Consider the following 17,147-nt stretch of genomic DNA (forward strand, 5'->3'; position numbering starts at 1 on the left):
CGATCTATGTTAGCACAACTATTTTTACTCATTGTGCCAGTAGATGAGCATTACATTACTCTATCCTTACAGCTTATTTAACTAACAAGCTTTAGCAGCCTATTAGATTAAAAGTTTTCGCTCTATTGCGATGATAAAATCGGTCGCAATGTCTGTACCACATTGATCATCAATCTCACGCACACAGGTTGGACTGGTGACATTAATTTCCGTAATGCGTCCACCAATTAAGTCTAAACCAACGAACATTAAACCTTTTGCTTTGACAATAGGCGCGACCACTTCTGCTACTTGGCGTTCGATATCGGTCAGCGGCATAGCCACACCGCTACCGCCAGCAGCAAGATTCCCACGGGTTTCACCTTTCGTTGGAATACGAGCTAAGGTATAGTCAACCACAGCGCCATCAACAATCAATACACGCTTATCGCCTTCTTTAATCTCTGGTAGATAACGCTGCGCCATAATTGGCAGCGTTTCAAGCTCAGTCAACATCTCAAGCGTTACGCCAATATTTGGGCTATCAGCAGTCAAACGAAATATACCCGTACCGCCCATACCATCTAATGGCTTGACAATAACGTCTTTCTGCTCAGCGATAAATTTGCGAATGTGAGCCTGTTTACTGGTCACAATCGTTGGGCTCATATAGTCACTGAACCAAGTAGCAAACAATTTCTCATTACAATCACGAATGGCTTGTGGGTCATTGACGACCAGTACACCTGCGGCTTTGGCATGATCAAGCATGTAAGTTGCATAAATAAAGCGCATATCAAACGGTGGATCTTTACGCATCAAAATCACATCATAATCGCTGACCGAACCTGTCGTCTTATCCCCTAACGTATAAAAATCCTCAGGATCACGCTTGACAGCAACTGACTGCGTATCGACCATCAACTGCCCACGATCAAGCCATAAATCATGAATCTGACAGTAACCCAAACGATGTCCACGATCTTGCGCCGACCACATCATAGCCAGACTGGTGTCTTTTTTATAATTAACTTGCTCAATGGGATCCATAATCACAAGTATGTTCAAAGATTTTTTTGGCTGTTCTAGGCTCATAAGAATACTCATTTACAGGATGTTATTAATAGATAAAATACACACAAATCACATATCAGCATGCCAATATAGGCAAGTATAGATAGCAATAGTTACGCTTAACTATACGCCATATTGAGCACGGTAATGCTGCATTTTTGCAAGTTGGGTTGCATTTTGATTCGAATGACCACCCTCTGCCAGATAGCTGATTAAGTCGTCAATATCGACAAGGGCACGCACTGGAACGTTTAACGTTGCCGCCAGTTCCTGAATCGCCGAGCGCTCTGCTAAGCCTTTTTCCTTACGGTCAAGCGCCACAATAATACCAGCAACATGTGCGCCTGCTTGTTCTAAAATCTCAACCACTTCACGCATCGCTGTACCAGCGGTAATGACATCATCCAATACCCAAACGGCTTTGCCATTAACATCAGCGCCGACCAAATTACCGCCTTCACCATGCGTTTTGGCTTCTTTACGGTTATAGCCCCAGTTGGCATTGATACCATGATGTAACCATAAAGCCTGTGCAGTTGCTGCCACAAAGGGAATACCCTTATAAGCGGCACCAAAGATAACCAGTTCTTGTGCGCCTTTACCCTCATTTGTAGCAGCCATCTGTTCAGCTAAGGCATCTGCATAACCACGTGCTAATAGCGACAACATCTCACCTGATGCAAGCAAACCTGCATTAAAAAAATACGGACTAATGCGACCAGACTTTAAGACAAACTCGCCAAACTTTAAGACTTGGTTGTCTAACGCCAGTTGAATAAAGGCATGAGATGAAAATGGGGCATTGTTAGCGTATTGGGCATGGGGCATTAGAGAATTCCTATGAACAAAAAGAAAGGTTTAAAAATGATTATCATGACGCGCATTATAGGCGTTGGCGCTTAACTTGACCAACCATTGATATCATAATCTTGTATATTGGGATATCGGGTCAGAAGACCGCAACGTGAGGAGAGGTCAAAATAACAGTGACCATCACGACTCATTTGAATATTCCAGCCCAAATGATGAGCGGCTATGATCACATGCCCTGCAAAAATTCGAATTTGGCGATAGGCATGCCGCTGAGCAGGCTCACAGATACTCTGACTGAGTAAGTAGCTGCGTATATGCTGGCAAATTTGCGCGGCACTATAACTATGGTTGATACTTTTGCGGCGGCTGCACTGCTTTAAAGCATGAACAGCAACGCTACACGCCATAATATCAGTCGCTAAGCTGCCTTCACCTAACTCGAACTGCTGCGGCTGCAGTATTACGTGCCAGTCATCAGCATACATACTATTTAAAAGCTCATCAGGGTTATAGCGTTTGGTCAGGGTGCGCAGAGATAGTGCAGCAGACGCTTTGGTTTTAGCATTAATATCTTTATCACTCTCTTCGCTCTCCGTCTCTGAAAATCCATAACGATTCAATCTTGGATACGCCCGAATTGCTTGTTGAATATCTGACATATCTAGCAAAACCATCTCATTTAACGACGACATTAATGGCTGCTCGCTCTGATTGTGATAAAAACTATCAGGCAGCGCTATCAATTTAGCAGCGTTTAGTAATGATAAATGTTCTGCTAATGCCTCTGACGCAATAAGCGACCATTTTGACAAGCTGTCCTTATCAGGCTGATAAAAACGGGCAGCATTGCCATATAATCGGCGTAATTGCCCATTTAAGCGTCGCGCTGGTTCTGGAATATCCGTTAGCGGTCTTGCAGGATCTAATGGCACTTGCGTCGGATCAAAATTAGGATGGACAATCGCAGGCTGGTCACTACTGAATAAAACGGCTGATTGCGCCGCATTATTATTTGCAAACTGACCCTCTGCCACAAGATCAACACTGAATAAACCCTCATCAGAAGTAAAAGGCTGGGTCATGAAATCTCCCTAAGTGAGTGCTATTATAAAACAGCATCCATGAACAATATATTTGAAAACGTATTTAAGCGCTATAGCAACTTATGAGTCTTGATGATGCAAAATATCTTCATATCCCATTTGCCAATCAGGATACGTCAGCCACGCTAACGGAATATTGCTATGTAGGCGCTTTCCGGTCATGGCGCTATTCTTATCATCAAGTACTGGCAGCGCTTCACCCAGTTGCTCACATAGCCAAGTGGTCAGCGTAAAGGACGTCACTGGCAAATAATCGGTTGCAATATAAACAGGCTTTGGTACCTCTATCGTCAGTACTTTGGCGATAATATTGACCAAATCAGAGTCCATAATGCGATTGGTCCACACGCCAGCTACTATCGGCTTTTTCTCTGACTCTTTAGCTTTACGCACACGCATTAAGCGCTCGCGCCCATAAATACCACTTGGGCGGATGATAATTGCTTTATCATCAAAACCTTGTTTCAGCATTTGCTCTGCTTGCAATATCACCTGTGATGCTTCGCGTTTAGGCAGCATCGGCACGGTATCTTTATCGATCCATTCACCGTTATCTTGCCCATAGATCCCAGTTGAAGAAATAAAAACAATGCGCTGAAGATTGGATAGTTTATCCGCAAGCAACGCTAAATGCTGGTTAATCGCTAAGTAGCTATTGTGATAACCATTGGTTGAGTACTCATCAGGGGTGACAATGATAGCAATATGAGTAAAGTCTTGCAGTTGCTCAGTACTAAGCGTCAACGCATCTGCTTGCATAAATTTAGCTTTATCATCCAGTGCGTAATGCTGTCGCTCATTACGTGCCAGCCCTGTGACATTTAAGCCATCTTGCGCAAGCTTATTGGTCACTGGTAATCCAATGTCACCTTGACCGATAATTAATATATTATGCGTATTCATCATAATTCCTGCCTTTGAAGATGCTGCTAAAAATAACGTCGATACGACAGCTGTACATCGTCATTGGCATCAATGCGATCTTGCCATTCATAATTGGCATTGATACGTAATGCTTGTTTTTTATCGATATCGTATTGCAACCCTAAGCTTGATATCGGCTGCCAATAGTGACCGCGCACATTAGAGTCGTCGCTGCTGCCATGATACCAATATGGCAATTGCAATTCAGCCTGCGCACGTAACTGATTGTTAATCTGGTAACGGCAGCCAGCGTTTACGCCTGCGCCGACACGAAAACCTTTATTAATACCACGCCCCGTTTGGGCGGTACCTGCCAAAAAGGTATAACAAAGCTGCGGCGGCATCTCGCCCGTCCCTGCACTAGGCGTACCAAATGCCCATGACCATCCTGATTCATAGCCCAAGCTACCAACTAAATGGTCAGTACTGTCTTGCTGCGAGCCATCGTTTACACGCGTGGCCTCTATACTCGCGCCCCAGGTTTTGCCCTTCTTAGCCGAATTGACAGGGTTAAAAGAACGCCCTTTAATCAAAGTCAAATTCTGTAACACCACACTTTTTGGCTGATTGGCTTTATCATTATCTGTGTCATACAAACGCACAGTCGCAGAAGCACCTTCTAAATCAAAGAACTGCGGAAAACCAGATGGATTATCAAGGGTATCGTGATAGCCTGCGCGTGCGCCAAGATCGATGTAATTATTATCGCCACGCTGACCGATGCCAATACTGCCCATTTGCAGCGAATGTCGATTGAGAGGATTGGTATCTGAGACCGCAATCTGGTGAGTGAGTAACGCCTGACCATCAGCTGACATGCTCGAAACTTTATTGAGCTGGGCCGACTTAATCTCATTAATCGTCTGTTTTGGGTTGTTATGGTAGCCGAGCTGCTTACGCTCCTGTTTGACTTTGTTCAATTGCGCTTGGCGTAAGGTACTATCAGCCGGCGTATAATTGGTGCTAGCAAGAAAACCTTCTTTGTTCAGCAGCTGTACCACATCTGATGGAATAACTGCATAAGGCAGCTGACTTAATAAATGCTGCTCTGGACGTACCACATCTATCAGGCGCAAAATCTCAGAGGCGCAGTTGTCAGAGGTAAAGTAATAAGGCAATTTTAACTCTTTGGTTTCCCAAACATGCAATATGATTTGCTGTACTTCCTCTGGGGTCAAATCCAATTGATATGTCCACGCATCACGCTCATCGTCTTGCAGATATTTAGCAAGCTTTTCTGGATAAGGGTCAATCTCGATCAGATTGTTATAGCCACCCGTCATAGATTTGATGGCATACAATACAAAGTTATCTTTGGTATCGCCATCGACCGTATCATTTAGCGCATAAGCATGATGAATTTGGCTTGGATCAGCCACACTTGCTTTTGAATCGATACGCAGTAAGGTATGAGCAAAAGCAGACAGAGGATTGTCTAAGTACTCTTGCGCAAACATAATAGACAGCTGCTCAGGGGCAAGCTTTTGCATCCATTCCGTCAGCTCTGGACAAGTTACCTGCATGGCTGACTTATCAATAGCTAAGGTATCACTTAGCCATTTTGCTCGCGCTGGGAAACGGCATAGCGCAGAGTTGCTATTACTAGCTTGAGCAGTATTATTAGTTTTAGAATTATTGGTTTTATTAGCCATTTCATCAGCAAAGGCAACAAGCATCGCATCAAGCTCAGCACCTGCATCCTCACGCCCATTTGAGCTCAAAAAGAAGCGAGCGTCATCGACCGTACTGATATTTTTATTTTTGCCAAACAAGCCTTTTTTCTCATCAGAGAAATATAATAAGCGGCGCCACGTCGTATCTTGGGCAAGATTTTTTGTCTTAGCCTGCTCACGCCATAGATTTAGCAGCTGATTTGCATCTGTTTCGGCTTTAGCATTGTTATTAGCATTGTTATTAGCATTGTTATTAGTATTGGTATTGGCATCGGTATTAAGTGCAAGCTCACCAGTCGTAACCAGTGATGCAGGCGTTGGTAAAAATGCCTGTGCTTGCGCAGTTAGCAGCAGTCCAGCTATCGCCAATGACAAACGTGCACGGCGGCTAAGCTGTATTGGCGTACCATCTAGCGCAATACGATTTGAAACTGAGTGTATAGACATAAGTAAAATCTCGCACTGTAAAGGTGATACGCTTATCACGTGATGGACGCTCATTAAAAATTTGAACATTTATGAGTAACAATAGACTTTTAGCAAAATATTATTGACGTCTCTCTTGTTTATACTGAAATGACGATATATTTGCTATTTATTTATACAAAATTTACGATAAAACGCATTCTTCTGCTGATTAATAACCACGATAAAAGAGAGCATTATGTCTATAGCATCATCAATGACTATCAACGAGGGTCAATTATCTGCCGCCACGTGGCTTGCATCGCCAAACACTAATAAAAGACCTGAACATATCAGCATTGATACAATTGTTATTCACAATATCAGCCTACCGCCTAACGAGTTTGGCACGTACTGTTCTGATGGCAACCACTACGTCAAAGCTTTGTTCACCAATCAATTAGACTGGGACGCCCATCCTTATTTTCAGACGATAAAAGGCGCTGAAGTTTCCGCACATTTATTTATCGAGCGTGACGGTACTATCACCCAGTTTGTGAATTTTAACGAACGTGCATGGCATGCCGGCAGGTCGAGCTATCTTGGTCGAGCCGAATGTAATGATTATAGCATTGGCATTGAGCTTGAAGGGTCAGATTTTGTGCCCTTTAGCGCGGCGCAGTATGAGGCATTGGCAAACGCAATCGGCGCAATCTATGACGCGTATCCCAAAACCCGTCGGCATCTGACTGGTCATAGTGACATTGCACCCGGTCGCAAGACTGACCCCGGTGATTGTTTTGAATGGACAAGATTGCGTGAAATGGTAGCTGTACTATCAAAGTGATGGGTTTTTAATTTTAATAATGACTATTTACTAATTGGAAAAATTATGACTTGGATTGAAGTGGTTGATTCGGCAGTAAAAATAGGTTTGGGCGCATTGATAGCAGGCGTTATTGCTTTTCTATTATCCTCAACACAGCATCGTAACGAGCTTAAAAAAGCTAAAATAGAACGCGAGTTTGAGATGCTAAAAGAAGTCGCAGAAAAAGTCGAGATTTTTAATCAGATTGCCTTGCGGTATTGGGCACTCGCTACTGACTGGCGTTTCAAAGGCTCATTAGACAACTCTATTTCCCCAACTAATAAGTTATTAGATGCACAAAGCGAATTATTCGATAGCTTTAGTGAGCTAACGAAAGCAGAATCTTTATTACTACTATTTGGCTATGGTAGTGCTCAAATTAAGCTTAGAGAATATGGCGAAACAGTTATAGCTCTTAAAAAGAGAGTCGAGTCTGTAGATATACCTTTCGACCATAATGATACAGCCAATTATAGAAAATCTATGATTGATAAACGTTCTGAGCTATTTAGACTCCTAAATGAAATCTATAAAACTATTTAATCCTCAATTTACTTTTCGCAATAAAAAATAGCCGCACATCTTATCAACGTTTTTTAACACTTGATATTCCATATTCAATGCATTTACCTAGGTTATGAAAGTGCTATAATCTGTCAGTTTTTTTGACTCTTGTAAATCAGCAAGCAACCATCACTAAACAAATTGGCATAATAGGTTCTCATGGCAAAAAGTCGGTTATTTCGTTCAACCATGGTGGTCAGTAGCATGACCATGCTGTCGCGTATTTTAGGTCTGGTACGCGATATTGTGTTATTAGGCGTCTTTGGCGCTGGCGGTCTGATGGACGCTTTCTTGGTCGCCTTTAAGATACCGAACTTTCTGCGACGCCTGTTTGCTGAAGGCGCATTTAGTCAGGCCTTTGTACCTGTTTTATCTGAATATAAAGAAAAATATAGTCTACGAGAAGTACAGATATTAGTCAGTCGCACGTCAGGCGCGCTGATGTTAATTTTATCGATGCTTACCGTAGTGGTTATTTTAATGGCACCGTGGGTCGTGACTTTATTTGCGCCCGGTTTTGCTGATCAACCTGATAAGTTTGCGATTACCGCTGAGCTGTTGCGACTAACCTTCCCTTACTTATTATTTATCTCAATGACCGCTTTTGCCAGTGGCATTTTACAAAGTTACGGACGTTTTGCGGCACCAGCCTTTGCACCTGTATTACTCAATCTGTGTATGATTGGTGGCGCGCTGGTTTTTGCACCTATGTTTGAGACGCCCATTATGGCGCTCGGTTATGCGGTCGCTATCGCTGGTTTATTACAGCTCCTACTGCAATTGCCACAGTTATCCCAGCAAAAACTACTGGTGATGCCCAAAATCGACTTCCAGCATGAAGGCGTCAGACGCATATTAAAGCTGATGCTACCTGCTATCTTTGGGGTATCGGTTACTCAAATTAATCTGCTATTAAATACTATCTTTGCCTCTTTGATGATTGGCGGCTCAGTCTCGTGGCTATATGCCGCTGAGCGTATGAGCGAGTTACCTCTTGGTTTAATTGGTGTGGCAATTGGTACAGTCATTTTACCAAGCCTATCAAAAAGTGAAGCCCAAAAAGACGATGTCAGTTTTAAAAAGACCATCGATTGGGCAGCTCGCTTAATTATCTTAGTCGGTGTACCTGCATCGGCAGCACTGTTTATTCTGTCTGACGTGCTCATGCAAGCACTATTTTTACGTGGCGAATTTACGTTACGTGATGCGCAAATGAGTTCGCTTGCACTAAAAAGCATGGCAGGTGGCATCTTAGGCTTTATGTTGATTAAAGTCTTTGCCCCTGCTTTCTTCGCTCGTCAAGACATCCGCACGCCCGTCAGAATCGGTATTATTTCCGTTTTTGCTAATATGATCTTTAGTGTTATCTTCATTGGGATATTTTACTTCCTTGAGATTCCATTGCATGGCGGCCTGGCACTTGCGACAACTGGCGCATCATTTGTGAATGCAGGCTTACTGTATTACTTCTTGCATAAGCGTGATATTTTCCGTTTTGGTAGTCACTGGAAAAAACTGTTTGCGCAGTTTGCAATCTCTACCAGTGCTATGATCGCTGTGCTTTATGTCATGCTACCGTACTTTCCAACCGATAAGGCACAGTGGCAACGTTTGGTTGCGCTGCTGATTATGTGTGTGGTCGGTGCGCTGGTTTACGGCGGAGTATTATTGGCAACAGGCTTCCGTCCTCGCCAGCTCAAACATGGTTAAAAGGGTGTGATAAATTATTGGTTTACCAAACCAAAACAAGCTCAATATGAGAATTGACAGTGCATACTGCTGATAGTTGCCATAATGGCTTATTGTTAAATTACTCAATATTAAGGTTTTATATGATTACTCAGCAGCTTGCAGCTCAACGCTTACCTATGATTTTTGCGACCGGTCTACTCAGTGCTGGACTATTAATAAGCGGTTGTAGCGACAATAACAAGGTAGAGAACCAGCCAGCAGACGAGACAACAGACGGCTCATCTGCCGTAAATACTGTTAACAGCACGGATGATGTCGATAGTACACCTGATGTTAATAAGACTGATAGCATAGCTAACAGTGATACGGCTAAGACAGATAACGACATCGTCAGTCAAGATATCAGCCCTATCGCAGCAGCTGTAAAAGAGCCAAGTATACTAACCAATCGAACCGAAGTAGGTACACCAGAAAATACAGTGAAACTAGCGCTTGATACCTTATATTATGGCGACGTTAAAAAAGCGGCGTCATACTATAAAGTCGATATGGAGAATTTCGCTGAAGAGTTAAAAAACACTCAGTTTGCCTTTAAGCAGACGGTTGAAGCGGTCACTATTATTGATACCAAATACAATAGCGATAAAACAAAAGCCACGGTCACAGGTGAGCTAAGATTAAAAGGTCAAAGTGAGCCTGCGCCTTTGGCTTATGAGCTGCAAAAAATCAATGGTGAATGGAAAATTTTGGGGTAAAAAATGCTTATTTAAAGCAGGAATGTAACCATAGTTATCTTAGATATTATTGTCATTATCTAGCACCCGTTTACCCAGCATCACCACATCAGCGATAAATCCATCCATATCACAAACTTGTGGCATCAACCCCCATTGCTCAAAGCCAAGCTTACGAAATAACCCCAAGCTTGGCTGGTTATGGGCAAAAATAAGCGCTGCAACATTACGAATACCGAGGCTTGGTGCTTGCTGTAACATCCAGCGAAGCAATAAACTGCCTAGACCTCGACTATGATAGTTGTTGTGAATATAAATGCTGATCTCGCTACTAATATGATAAGCCGGACGCGCATACAAATCACTAAAGCTGCCCCATGCGACAATTGACGGGTGTTTTTTATGCATATCGTCTTCCACAGCTATATCTATCATTCTAACGACATAGATAGGTCGTGTTGCACTCTCGATATGTTCTACAAACCAAGCTGCCCGCTCTTCATAGGTCACTGGTTCTAGATTGGCTGTTGCCTGCTTACCAGCAATACTTTGATTATAAATGGCTAAAACTTCAGATAAATCATCTGCAGTCGCATACTGCACCATAAATGTATCGCCAAACTTATTCGTCAATATAGGCAAATTAGTCCGATCAAAAATAGGTTTAGAATGTGGGTTAGCTGTTATTGCAGACATAGCACCTCCGTAATGGGTTATTCATCGTTAATAGTTTGATCACCCTATAAAGCGATATCTAGGTAGTCAAACAAGCTTCAGTCAGTAAAATAACTGTGATATAAAACGGACAATACCGTTCTGCCATTATCAGCAGACTATAGGATGTTAGTCTGGCTATTTTACTTTATAATGGCTGATTTTAAACACATCGATTTTATATCCAAATGTGTTTTTCATTTTTTATCTGGTTTCATCTATCATAGCTGAACATTTATGAATACCTATTTTCTTGAGCAACTGCTGGCGTCTTCAGACGCTTCGCCTACCAATACCAACCCAGTAGCTTTAGCGCCCTGTGTGCTCACTATTGGCAATTTTGATGGCGTGCATTTGGGACATCAAGCGATGCTTACTCAAGTGCGCGAACTTGCAAAGGCGCGTAATCTTGGCTCTGCCGTGATGATATTTGAGCCACAGCCAAGAGAGTTCTTTGCTCCTGCTGCTGCCCCAGCCCGTTTAACCAATCTTGCTGAAAAGCAAGCGTTGCTAGCAGAATATGGCGTTGAAACCTTGATTGTGGCAGGCTTCGACAACGAATTTCGCTCATTATCAGCGCAGGCATTTGCAGATATTTTAGCACAGCGTTTAAATGTACAAGCCTTGGTATTGGGTGATGATTTTAAATTTGGGCATGATCGTACTGGTGACAGTCAGTTTTTACGCGATTATGGTTTGCATGTGACCAATCTAGATACGATTACTGACGATAATCATAAAGCAGCACGCATCAGCTCCACTCGTATTCGGGATCTCTTACTGGCAGGTGATATCGATGCGGCTAATGCATTACTTGGACGAGATTACGCTATTACTGGCACGGTCGTTGGCGGTGATAAAATTGGTCGCACCATGGACTTCCCGACTGCTAATATTAACCTAAAACGTATTAAGCCTGCCTTACATGGTATTTTTGCGGTCGATGTGGTTAGCCTAGATAATGATGGCAATGTTATACCAAGCGGTTTAGTCAAACGTGCAGATGAGGGTCATAAAGGCATAGCAGGTTTACAGGCACACAGTTTGTTTGGTACTGCTAATATCGGCACTAGACCTTCCGTCAACAAAACCCATGATTGGCGTTTGGAAGTACACTTTCCACAACTGCAAGCCGACTTATATGGTTTAACCTTGCAGGTGCGTTTTTTGCATTATTTGCATGGAGAACGTCATTATGAAAGTTTGGATGCGCTAAAAGAAGGCATTCATCATGATGTACAAGAATTGATTGAATGGCGAGACAAGCAAACGGACGGTTAAGTAGTGACCCTTTTAAGCAAATCATTAATAAATAAAAACCCACAACTTTTGAAGTTGTGGGTTTTTTAATGGCTGGTTTATTATCAGGATATTTTTTATTGCCTAACTGATAACTTACGCCTGTGGGTGCAAACGTACATTCAATTCATCAATCACTTCTACCCACGCTGCATCTTTTTCCCACTCTTCTTGTAGGAACATACGTTGGTTGTCATTCCAGATACTGGCTTCTGTCAATTTTTCTTCTTTTGCTAATTGATTGTTTTCAATAAAACGATCAATCGCTTCGTCTGAGCTCTCAAGACCCAACTGAGCAAACAGATCATTCATATTATATTCAGGTTCGCCTAACATACATTTTCTCCTTAAATGGCAAAATTTACTTATGCTTATTATTTAAATGAACCTGATTATTGTAGCAAGCTTTATAGTAATAGCTGTTAATCAACGTTTATCTAACGTTATCAATTGTATTAACCTTTAAGCATTATGCGGAAATAGGCATCATAAGTAGGCTATTTATCGATGAAATATAAATAACGCTGACAGCACGCTAAAATTCAAACAAAAAAAGCCCTCATGATAAATGAGGGCCTTTTACTTAGTGCTGAATATAAACAGCCCTAATATGACAATAGCCTAAAAGCTTACGGTAATAAGTGTGCTACTGCATCACGCTCTTCGCTCAGCTCTTGCTCAGTGGCTGCCATTTTCTCTTTTGAGAAATCTGATGACACATCAACGCCATCTACGATAGACCAATCGCCGTTAGCACAAGTCACTGGGAATGAGTAAATCAAACCTTTAGCAATACCGTACTCACCGTTTGAATAGACACCCATAGATACCCAATCATTCTCATCAGTACCCATTACCCACGTGCGTACATGTGCGATAGCCGCGTTGGCAGCAGAAGCAGCAGATGATGCACCGCGTGCTTTGATGATTGCAGCGCCACGTTGTTGCACTTCTGGGATATAAGTACCTTCATACCATGCGCGATCAACCAAGTCTAACGCTGGTTTGCCATTTACAGTGCTCGCCGTCAAATCAGGATACTGAGTTGATGAATGGTTGCCCCAGATGATCATTTTCTTTACGTCATTAACCGTGCTGTCAGTCTTGCCAGCTAACTGTGCCATTGCACGATTATGATCTAGGCGAGTCATGGCAGTAAAGTTACGTGGATCTAAATCTGGTGCGTTACGCTGAGCGATAACAGCGTTGGTGTTAGCAGGATTACCTACTACTAATACTTTAACATCACGGCTTGCAACATCATTCAATGCTTTACCTTGCGCTGAGAAAATCGCAGCATTGGCTTCTAGCAAATCCTTACGTTCCATACCAGGACCACGAGGGCGTGAGCCTACGAGTAACGCATAATCGACATCTTTAAAAGCCACGGTCGCATCGTCAGTTTGGACGACACCAGCCAATAATGGGAATGCACAGTCTTCTAATTCCATGACCACACCCTTTAGGGCGTCGAGTGCTGGAGCGATTTCAAGTAATTGCAGAATCACTGGCTGATCTTTACCTAGCATCTCGCCAGAAGCAATACGAAATAACATAGCATAGCTGATATTACCAGCGGCACCAGTCACGGCAACGCGTACAGGCTGTTTCATTGACATTGAATACTCCCTAATTATTGATTAGATATTCACGATTCTAATTGGTGATTATCGATTTAGATAGCGATTTACTCGCTGAATGCTTACTCGATTAATATAGTAGTCATAAACCGAGAGCTAGTGTAGCACTTCAGTCTATTAAGCGTCTAGATAAAGCAAGAAACCTATCCCTAACTATATTGTTACATTTTATACGATGATATATTGGCAATTTATATAGCAGGATAGAAATAGGTTAAGCGTAAGATGTGCGATGTAAAAGAAGAGATAATCAAACCAGATAAAGACGGATTATTTACCGCCTGAAATAACGAATTTACTGCCACAATTGTCCACGACATTATGACAGTTGCCAAATTCACTGCCTTCATAACAGACATGTACATCCGTTAATATCATTTGACGTTGCGTACCTGACTGACAAATCAGATCGACACTAGCAGGAGTCATACCACTATTTAAGCTGGTCATTTGACCGATAAAACGAGATTTTAATACCGTATAACTATTGCCCGTGTTTAGCTCATTTGGCAGCTTTAGAGCGCCCGCATAGTTAGTGATTTGGCGGAAGTAATTACTGGAGCTTAATGGACTACAAGCGCCATAACGTTGCCACGCTTGGGTACGCACTGTGGTATCGGGCATAATACGGTTGACGACTTTTAGCTGTAGCGGTGTGATACGCGGTTCACTACCACGTCCGCAGCGTTCTCCATAACCCATGTCCAAACCAGACACAGTCAAGGAATAGCCTTCTAGACACTGACGCATACGCGAACGCGTTGGTTGCAAATTACATAATGCTGGTGTCATTTCAATCATCAGCACGCGATGACCACTTTTACTCGCGTTAGCCGCTTGAGCAGACATAGCCATTGTCCCTTGCAACAGTAGCAAAGTGGCAATACTAAAAGCTGTCCAACCGCTATAGTTATACTGTTTACTTGTCATATTGTCACTTACGTACTCTGATATCACTGTTTTTTGGCATCAAGCCCAGTTTGGTTTAAAGAGTTCACCGATGCCTAGCGTGCAACGATATAGGCGGATTGAGGCGTTTTTTATTATATTAAAGGTAAAGTATTGAGTAATGATAAGGATCAGCTTTTGCAAAATAGCTTCTAGATTCGGATAGTATTACTCAAATTGGCTAATTAAGCTCAAAGCAAAGATTGATTACCTCAAAAACACTTTATGAAAAAATTACTCATAATGACAGCAATGGTAGCAAAAACCCTCTTTTAATCTATAGCAAAAACGTAAACATGCATGATAGATGAATCATCTATATTAACCACTGTCATTATTGAAAAAATTTGGTCGTCAAAATACGATTGCTAAGCTAACAAATTACAGCTGTAAAAAAACCATTAACCTTTTATCGTTAATGGTTTTTTGCTATTACTCAAATTAAAATGCGGCAGGTACGGTACCCATACGCTGAGTGATTGGCTGACCATTACCCAATAAGCTGCTATAGATGGTGGCATTTTCCATCACATGTTTGACATAATTCCGTGTTTCAGGAAAAGCAATAGACTCAACGTACTGATCCGCTGCCAGTGAGCCATAGGTTGGCTGCCAACGCTTGGCATTGTTTGGACCAGCATTGTAGCCTGCTGTTGCTAATACAGGCTGACTGTTTAGCTTCCCAAAGATATCACCCATATACCATGTACCATAACGGATATTGGTATCACCGCTATTGGCACGGCTTGCGCTATATGTCTCGCCCAAATTACGGGCAATATATTTTGCGGTATCCGGCATGACTTGCATCAGTCCACTTGCCCCGACATTTGAGCGCGCAGAGGCTACAAATCGGCTCTCTTGACGCATAATGCCATATGCCCAAGCGGGATCGATACCAGCCGACTGACTATAGCGTACTACAGCATCTTGGTGCGGCATCGGATGCGATATCGCAAGGCTATTGACGTTGTCAGTATTGTCAATGGCATATATCGCACGGTCTAGCCAGCCCATATCATAGGCTTGACGCGCTGCTGCAATGATTAATTTTTCATCACGGTTATCACGTGCTTTTTTGACCGCCCAGTTCCACTCACGATTGGCATAAGCTCGGCTGGCATCAGCGTTATATAACGCAAATGCACGGGCAAAATGTTGATTTTGCACGACGCGCGCACGATCCGCGCTACTGACATTAGGTAAATTACTACCACCCAAACGGCTGGCATCAAAACGTTGACCAACTTTTTCCTTTGCCATCAAACCATAATATTCGTTACTTTTAGCGAGATTTTGATACATTTTCTTAGCAGTATTGCGCTTGCTGCCATCATTTGACTGCTCATAAGCGCGTGCCAACCAATACTGCCATTGATTGGCTTTTTGGGTTTCGGCATCCATTCTTGAGATGGCTTCGACCACATCATCCCAGCGACTAAAACGAATCGCTGCCATGGCATAATATTCTGCTTCTTCAAAACTAAAGTCATTGTCTAAGCTGTTACGGAACCAGTCGACGGCTTCAACGTTAAAGCCATCATCGGTATTGTGATTCATGCGTTGCACACCAAGAGTACGATAAGCTGCGCGGCGAGTATCATCGGTTAACAGTTTGGCTGAACGCTGATTGTCTTGCTTGATATCAAACTCTAACTGCAACGCCGCCTCACGATAAGACTTTTCGGCGACACGTCCCATCGCATAAAGATACAAATATTGATTGGTTTGGCTGGCAGGTTCGCGGGCGAAACGGCTAAAGAACGATGATGGATTAAGCTGGATGTCACTCAGTGATGCATAAGGAATGGGCATACCTAAGCGCGAAGATAACGCCATGATATCACCGGTTTTGCCTTTACGCAGCATACGTTTGAGGCGGGAAACTCTCTCTGGATTGCTAATTAAGGCGTTATTATTCATCTCAAGCGCTAGTTGATCACATAGAGCTGGCTGTTTTTTGGTCGTCAACCAGACATCAGACTTCGCTGCCATAGCACGCATGGTATCGCCGCCATTATTAAACCCAAGCGCAACGGCGCACTTCTCACTGTCATCAGCATTGGTAATCAGATTTGCCACTTGTCGCACTGCTGCATAATCATTTGAACCTGCTTTGGTTTCAGCAAAATCAGCAGCCAGCTTTTCTGCCATGACCGTATCTGGATATTGGCGCACAAACTGCGACACTGCTGCAGGACTTTGCGAATTCAAATCTACATTCATCCGCCAGTAAGTAGGATACATGGCAAATAAGCCACCGCTCATAGCTTGCTCATAATCATAAAGCGCATTGACATCGCCGCGCTCTGCCGCAATGGCTGCTGCGGTGAATGAACCCACGCCATTATCTGGTTGATAAGCACTGTTTTGTTGAGAAGTGTTTTGTTGAAAAGTACTTTGTTGACTGTTTGGTTGATAGCCATCAGACTGATAGCGCTCTACTTGATATTTGCCTTGTTGCTCAGAACTGCCGCTCTCACCCCATGTCAATTCTGCACAGGCTACTTGCGAAAAGCCCAAAGCACCGACTGCCGCTGCCAAGCTCAGCGCACTTTTTTTAAGCGTCATTTTTTTAGAACTCTTATGCGTATCATTTTGATATATATTTTTATCAATCATATCAGGAGCAACCTGCGGCTTTTTCATACTGACTCTCTTTTATAGTGGGTCTTATATAATGGGTCTTAAATAATATTTTAAAAAAGTGACTCTAA

Annotated in this window: 15 protein-coding genes; 5 read left to right on the plus strand and 10 right to left on the minus strand. The window is 42.7% G+C overall.

Translation table 11 applies throughout. The features are described 5' to 3' along the window. Nucleotides 1–102: 102 nt before the first annotated feature. The 5 genes from gshB to M0221_RS10255 form a co-directional block, all read right to left on the minus strand. Nucleotides 103–1,074, minus strand: coding sequence for a glutathione synthase (gshB, locus tag M0221_RS10235; RefSeq protein ID WP_483283751.1), 972 nt, complete (start codon nucleotides 1,072–1,074; stop codon nucleotides 103–105). Nucleotides 1,075–1,176: 102 nt separating this feature from the next. Next, the gene (gene pyrE / locus M0221_RS10240) at nucleotides 1,177–1,881 is read right to left on the minus strand and encodes an orotate phosphoribosyltransferase (protein WP_483283752.1); all 705 of its coding nucleotides are present in this window, start codon (nucleotides 1,879–1,881) and stop codon (nucleotides 1,177–1,179) included. Between the two features lie 71 nt (nucleotides 1,882–1,952). Further along, nucleotides 1,953–2,948, minus strand: a complete 996-nt coding sequence (locus M0221_RS10245) for a hypothetical protein (RefSeq protein ID WP_263241568.1) — start codon at nucleotides 2,946–2,948, stop codon at nucleotides 1,953–1,955. Between the two features lie 81 nt (nucleotides 2,949–3,029). Further along, on the minus strand, nucleotides 3,030–3,872 hold the full coding sequence (locus M0221_RS10250) for an SDR family oxidoreductase (RefSeq protein WP_483284782.1): 843 nt from the start codon (nucleotides 3,870–3,872) through the stop codon (nucleotides 3,030–3,032). A gap of 26 nt (nucleotides 3,873–3,898) precedes the next feature. Beyond that, complete coding sequence (locus M0221_RS10255) at nucleotides 3,899–6,013, minus strand: Lnb N-terminal periplasmic domain-containing protein (protein WP_483283753.1); 2,115 nt, start codon at nucleotides 6,011–6,013, stop codon at nucleotides 3,899–3,901. Nucleotides 6,014–6,230: 217 nt separating this feature from the next. Here M0221_RS10255 and ampD point away from each other — a divergent pair, with 217 nt between their 5' ends. The 4 genes from ampD (at nucleotide 6,231) to M0221_RS10275 (ending at nucleotide 9,850) form a co-directional block, all read left to right on the plus strand. Beyond that, nucleotides 6,231–6,818: a 1,6-anhydro-N-acetylmuramyl-L-alanine amidase AmpD gene (ampD, locus tag M0221_RS10260; RefSeq protein WP_483283754.1), complete on the plus strand. Its 588-nt coding sequence runs from the start codon at nucleotides 6,231–6,233 to the stop codon at nucleotides 6,816–6,818. A 45-nt stretch (nucleotides 6,819–6,863) separates the two neighbouring features. Beyond that, nucleotides 6,864–7,382: a hypothetical protein gene (locus M0221_RS10265; protein WP_483283755.1), complete on the plus strand. Its 519-nt coding sequence runs from the start codon at nucleotides 6,864–6,866 to the stop codon at nucleotides 7,380–7,382. Between the two features lie 180 nt (nucleotides 7,383–7,562). Continuing rightward, complete coding sequence (murJ, locus tag M0221_RS10270) at nucleotides 7,563–9,113, plus strand: murein biosynthesis integral membrane protein MurJ (RefSeq protein ID WP_011514356.1); 1,551 nt, start codon at nucleotides 7,563–7,565, stop codon at nucleotides 9,111–9,113. A gap of 122 nt (nucleotides 9,114–9,235) precedes the next feature. Further along, nucleotides 9,236–9,850, plus strand: coding sequence for a hypothetical protein (locus M0221_RS10275; protein WP_483283756.1), 615 nt, complete (start codon nucleotides 9,236–9,238; stop codon nucleotides 9,848–9,850). A 39-nt stretch (nucleotides 9,851–9,889) separates the two neighbouring features. Here M0221_RS10275 and M0221_RS10280 read toward each other — a convergent pair whose 3' ends face one another. After that, the gene (locus M0221_RS10280) at nucleotides 9,890–10,525 is read right to left on the minus strand and encodes a GNAT family N-acetyltransferase (RefSeq protein ID WP_020444202.1); all 636 of its coding nucleotides are present in this window, start codon (nucleotides 10,523–10,525) and stop codon (nucleotides 9,890–9,892) included. Nucleotides 10,526–10,780: 255 nt separating this feature from the next. On the opposite strand from M0221_RS10280, the gene ribF reads away from it, so the two are divergent. Further along, nucleotides 10,781–11,824: a bifunctional riboflavin kinase/FAD synthetase gene (gene ribF, locus M0221_RS10285; RefSeq protein ID WP_483283757.1), complete on the plus strand. Its 1,044-nt coding sequence runs from the start codon at nucleotides 10,781–10,783 to the stop codon at nucleotides 11,822–11,824. Nucleotides 11,825–11,938: 114 nt separating this feature from the next. Here the strand turns inward: ribF and M0221_RS10290 are convergent, their stop codons facing one another. From M0221_RS10290 to M0221_RS10305, 4 genes are all read right to left on the minus strand, one after another. Then, entirely contained in the window at nucleotides 11,939–12,178 is a 240-nt protein-coding gene (locus M0221_RS10290; protein WP_020444204.1) for a DUF2789 domain-containing protein, read from the minus strand. Nucleotides 12,179–12,471: 293 nt separating this feature from the next. Continuing rightward, complete coding sequence (locus tag M0221_RS10295) at nucleotides 12,472–13,461, minus strand: malate dehydrogenase (protein WP_011514361.1); 990 nt, start codon at nucleotides 13,459–13,461, stop codon at nucleotides 12,472–12,474. A 291-nt stretch (nucleotides 13,462–13,752) separates the two neighbouring features. Beyond that, nucleotides 13,753–14,412, minus strand: coding sequence for a ribonuclease T2 (locus tag M0221_RS10300; RefSeq protein WP_133104726.1), 660 nt, complete (start codon nucleotides 14,410–14,412; stop codon nucleotides 13,753–13,755). A 459-nt stretch (nucleotides 14,413–14,871) separates the two neighbouring features. Then, the gene (locus M0221_RS10305; RefSeq protein WP_483283758.1) at nucleotides 14,872–17,079 is read right to left on the minus strand and encodes a lytic transglycosylase domain-containing protein; all 2,208 of its coding nucleotides are present in this window, start codon (nucleotides 17,077–17,079) and stop codon (nucleotides 14,872–14,874) included. Between the last annotated feature and the right edge of the window lie 68 nt (nucleotides 17,080–17,147).

It is taken from the genome of Psychrobacter sp. ANT206, from assembly GCF_056880555.1.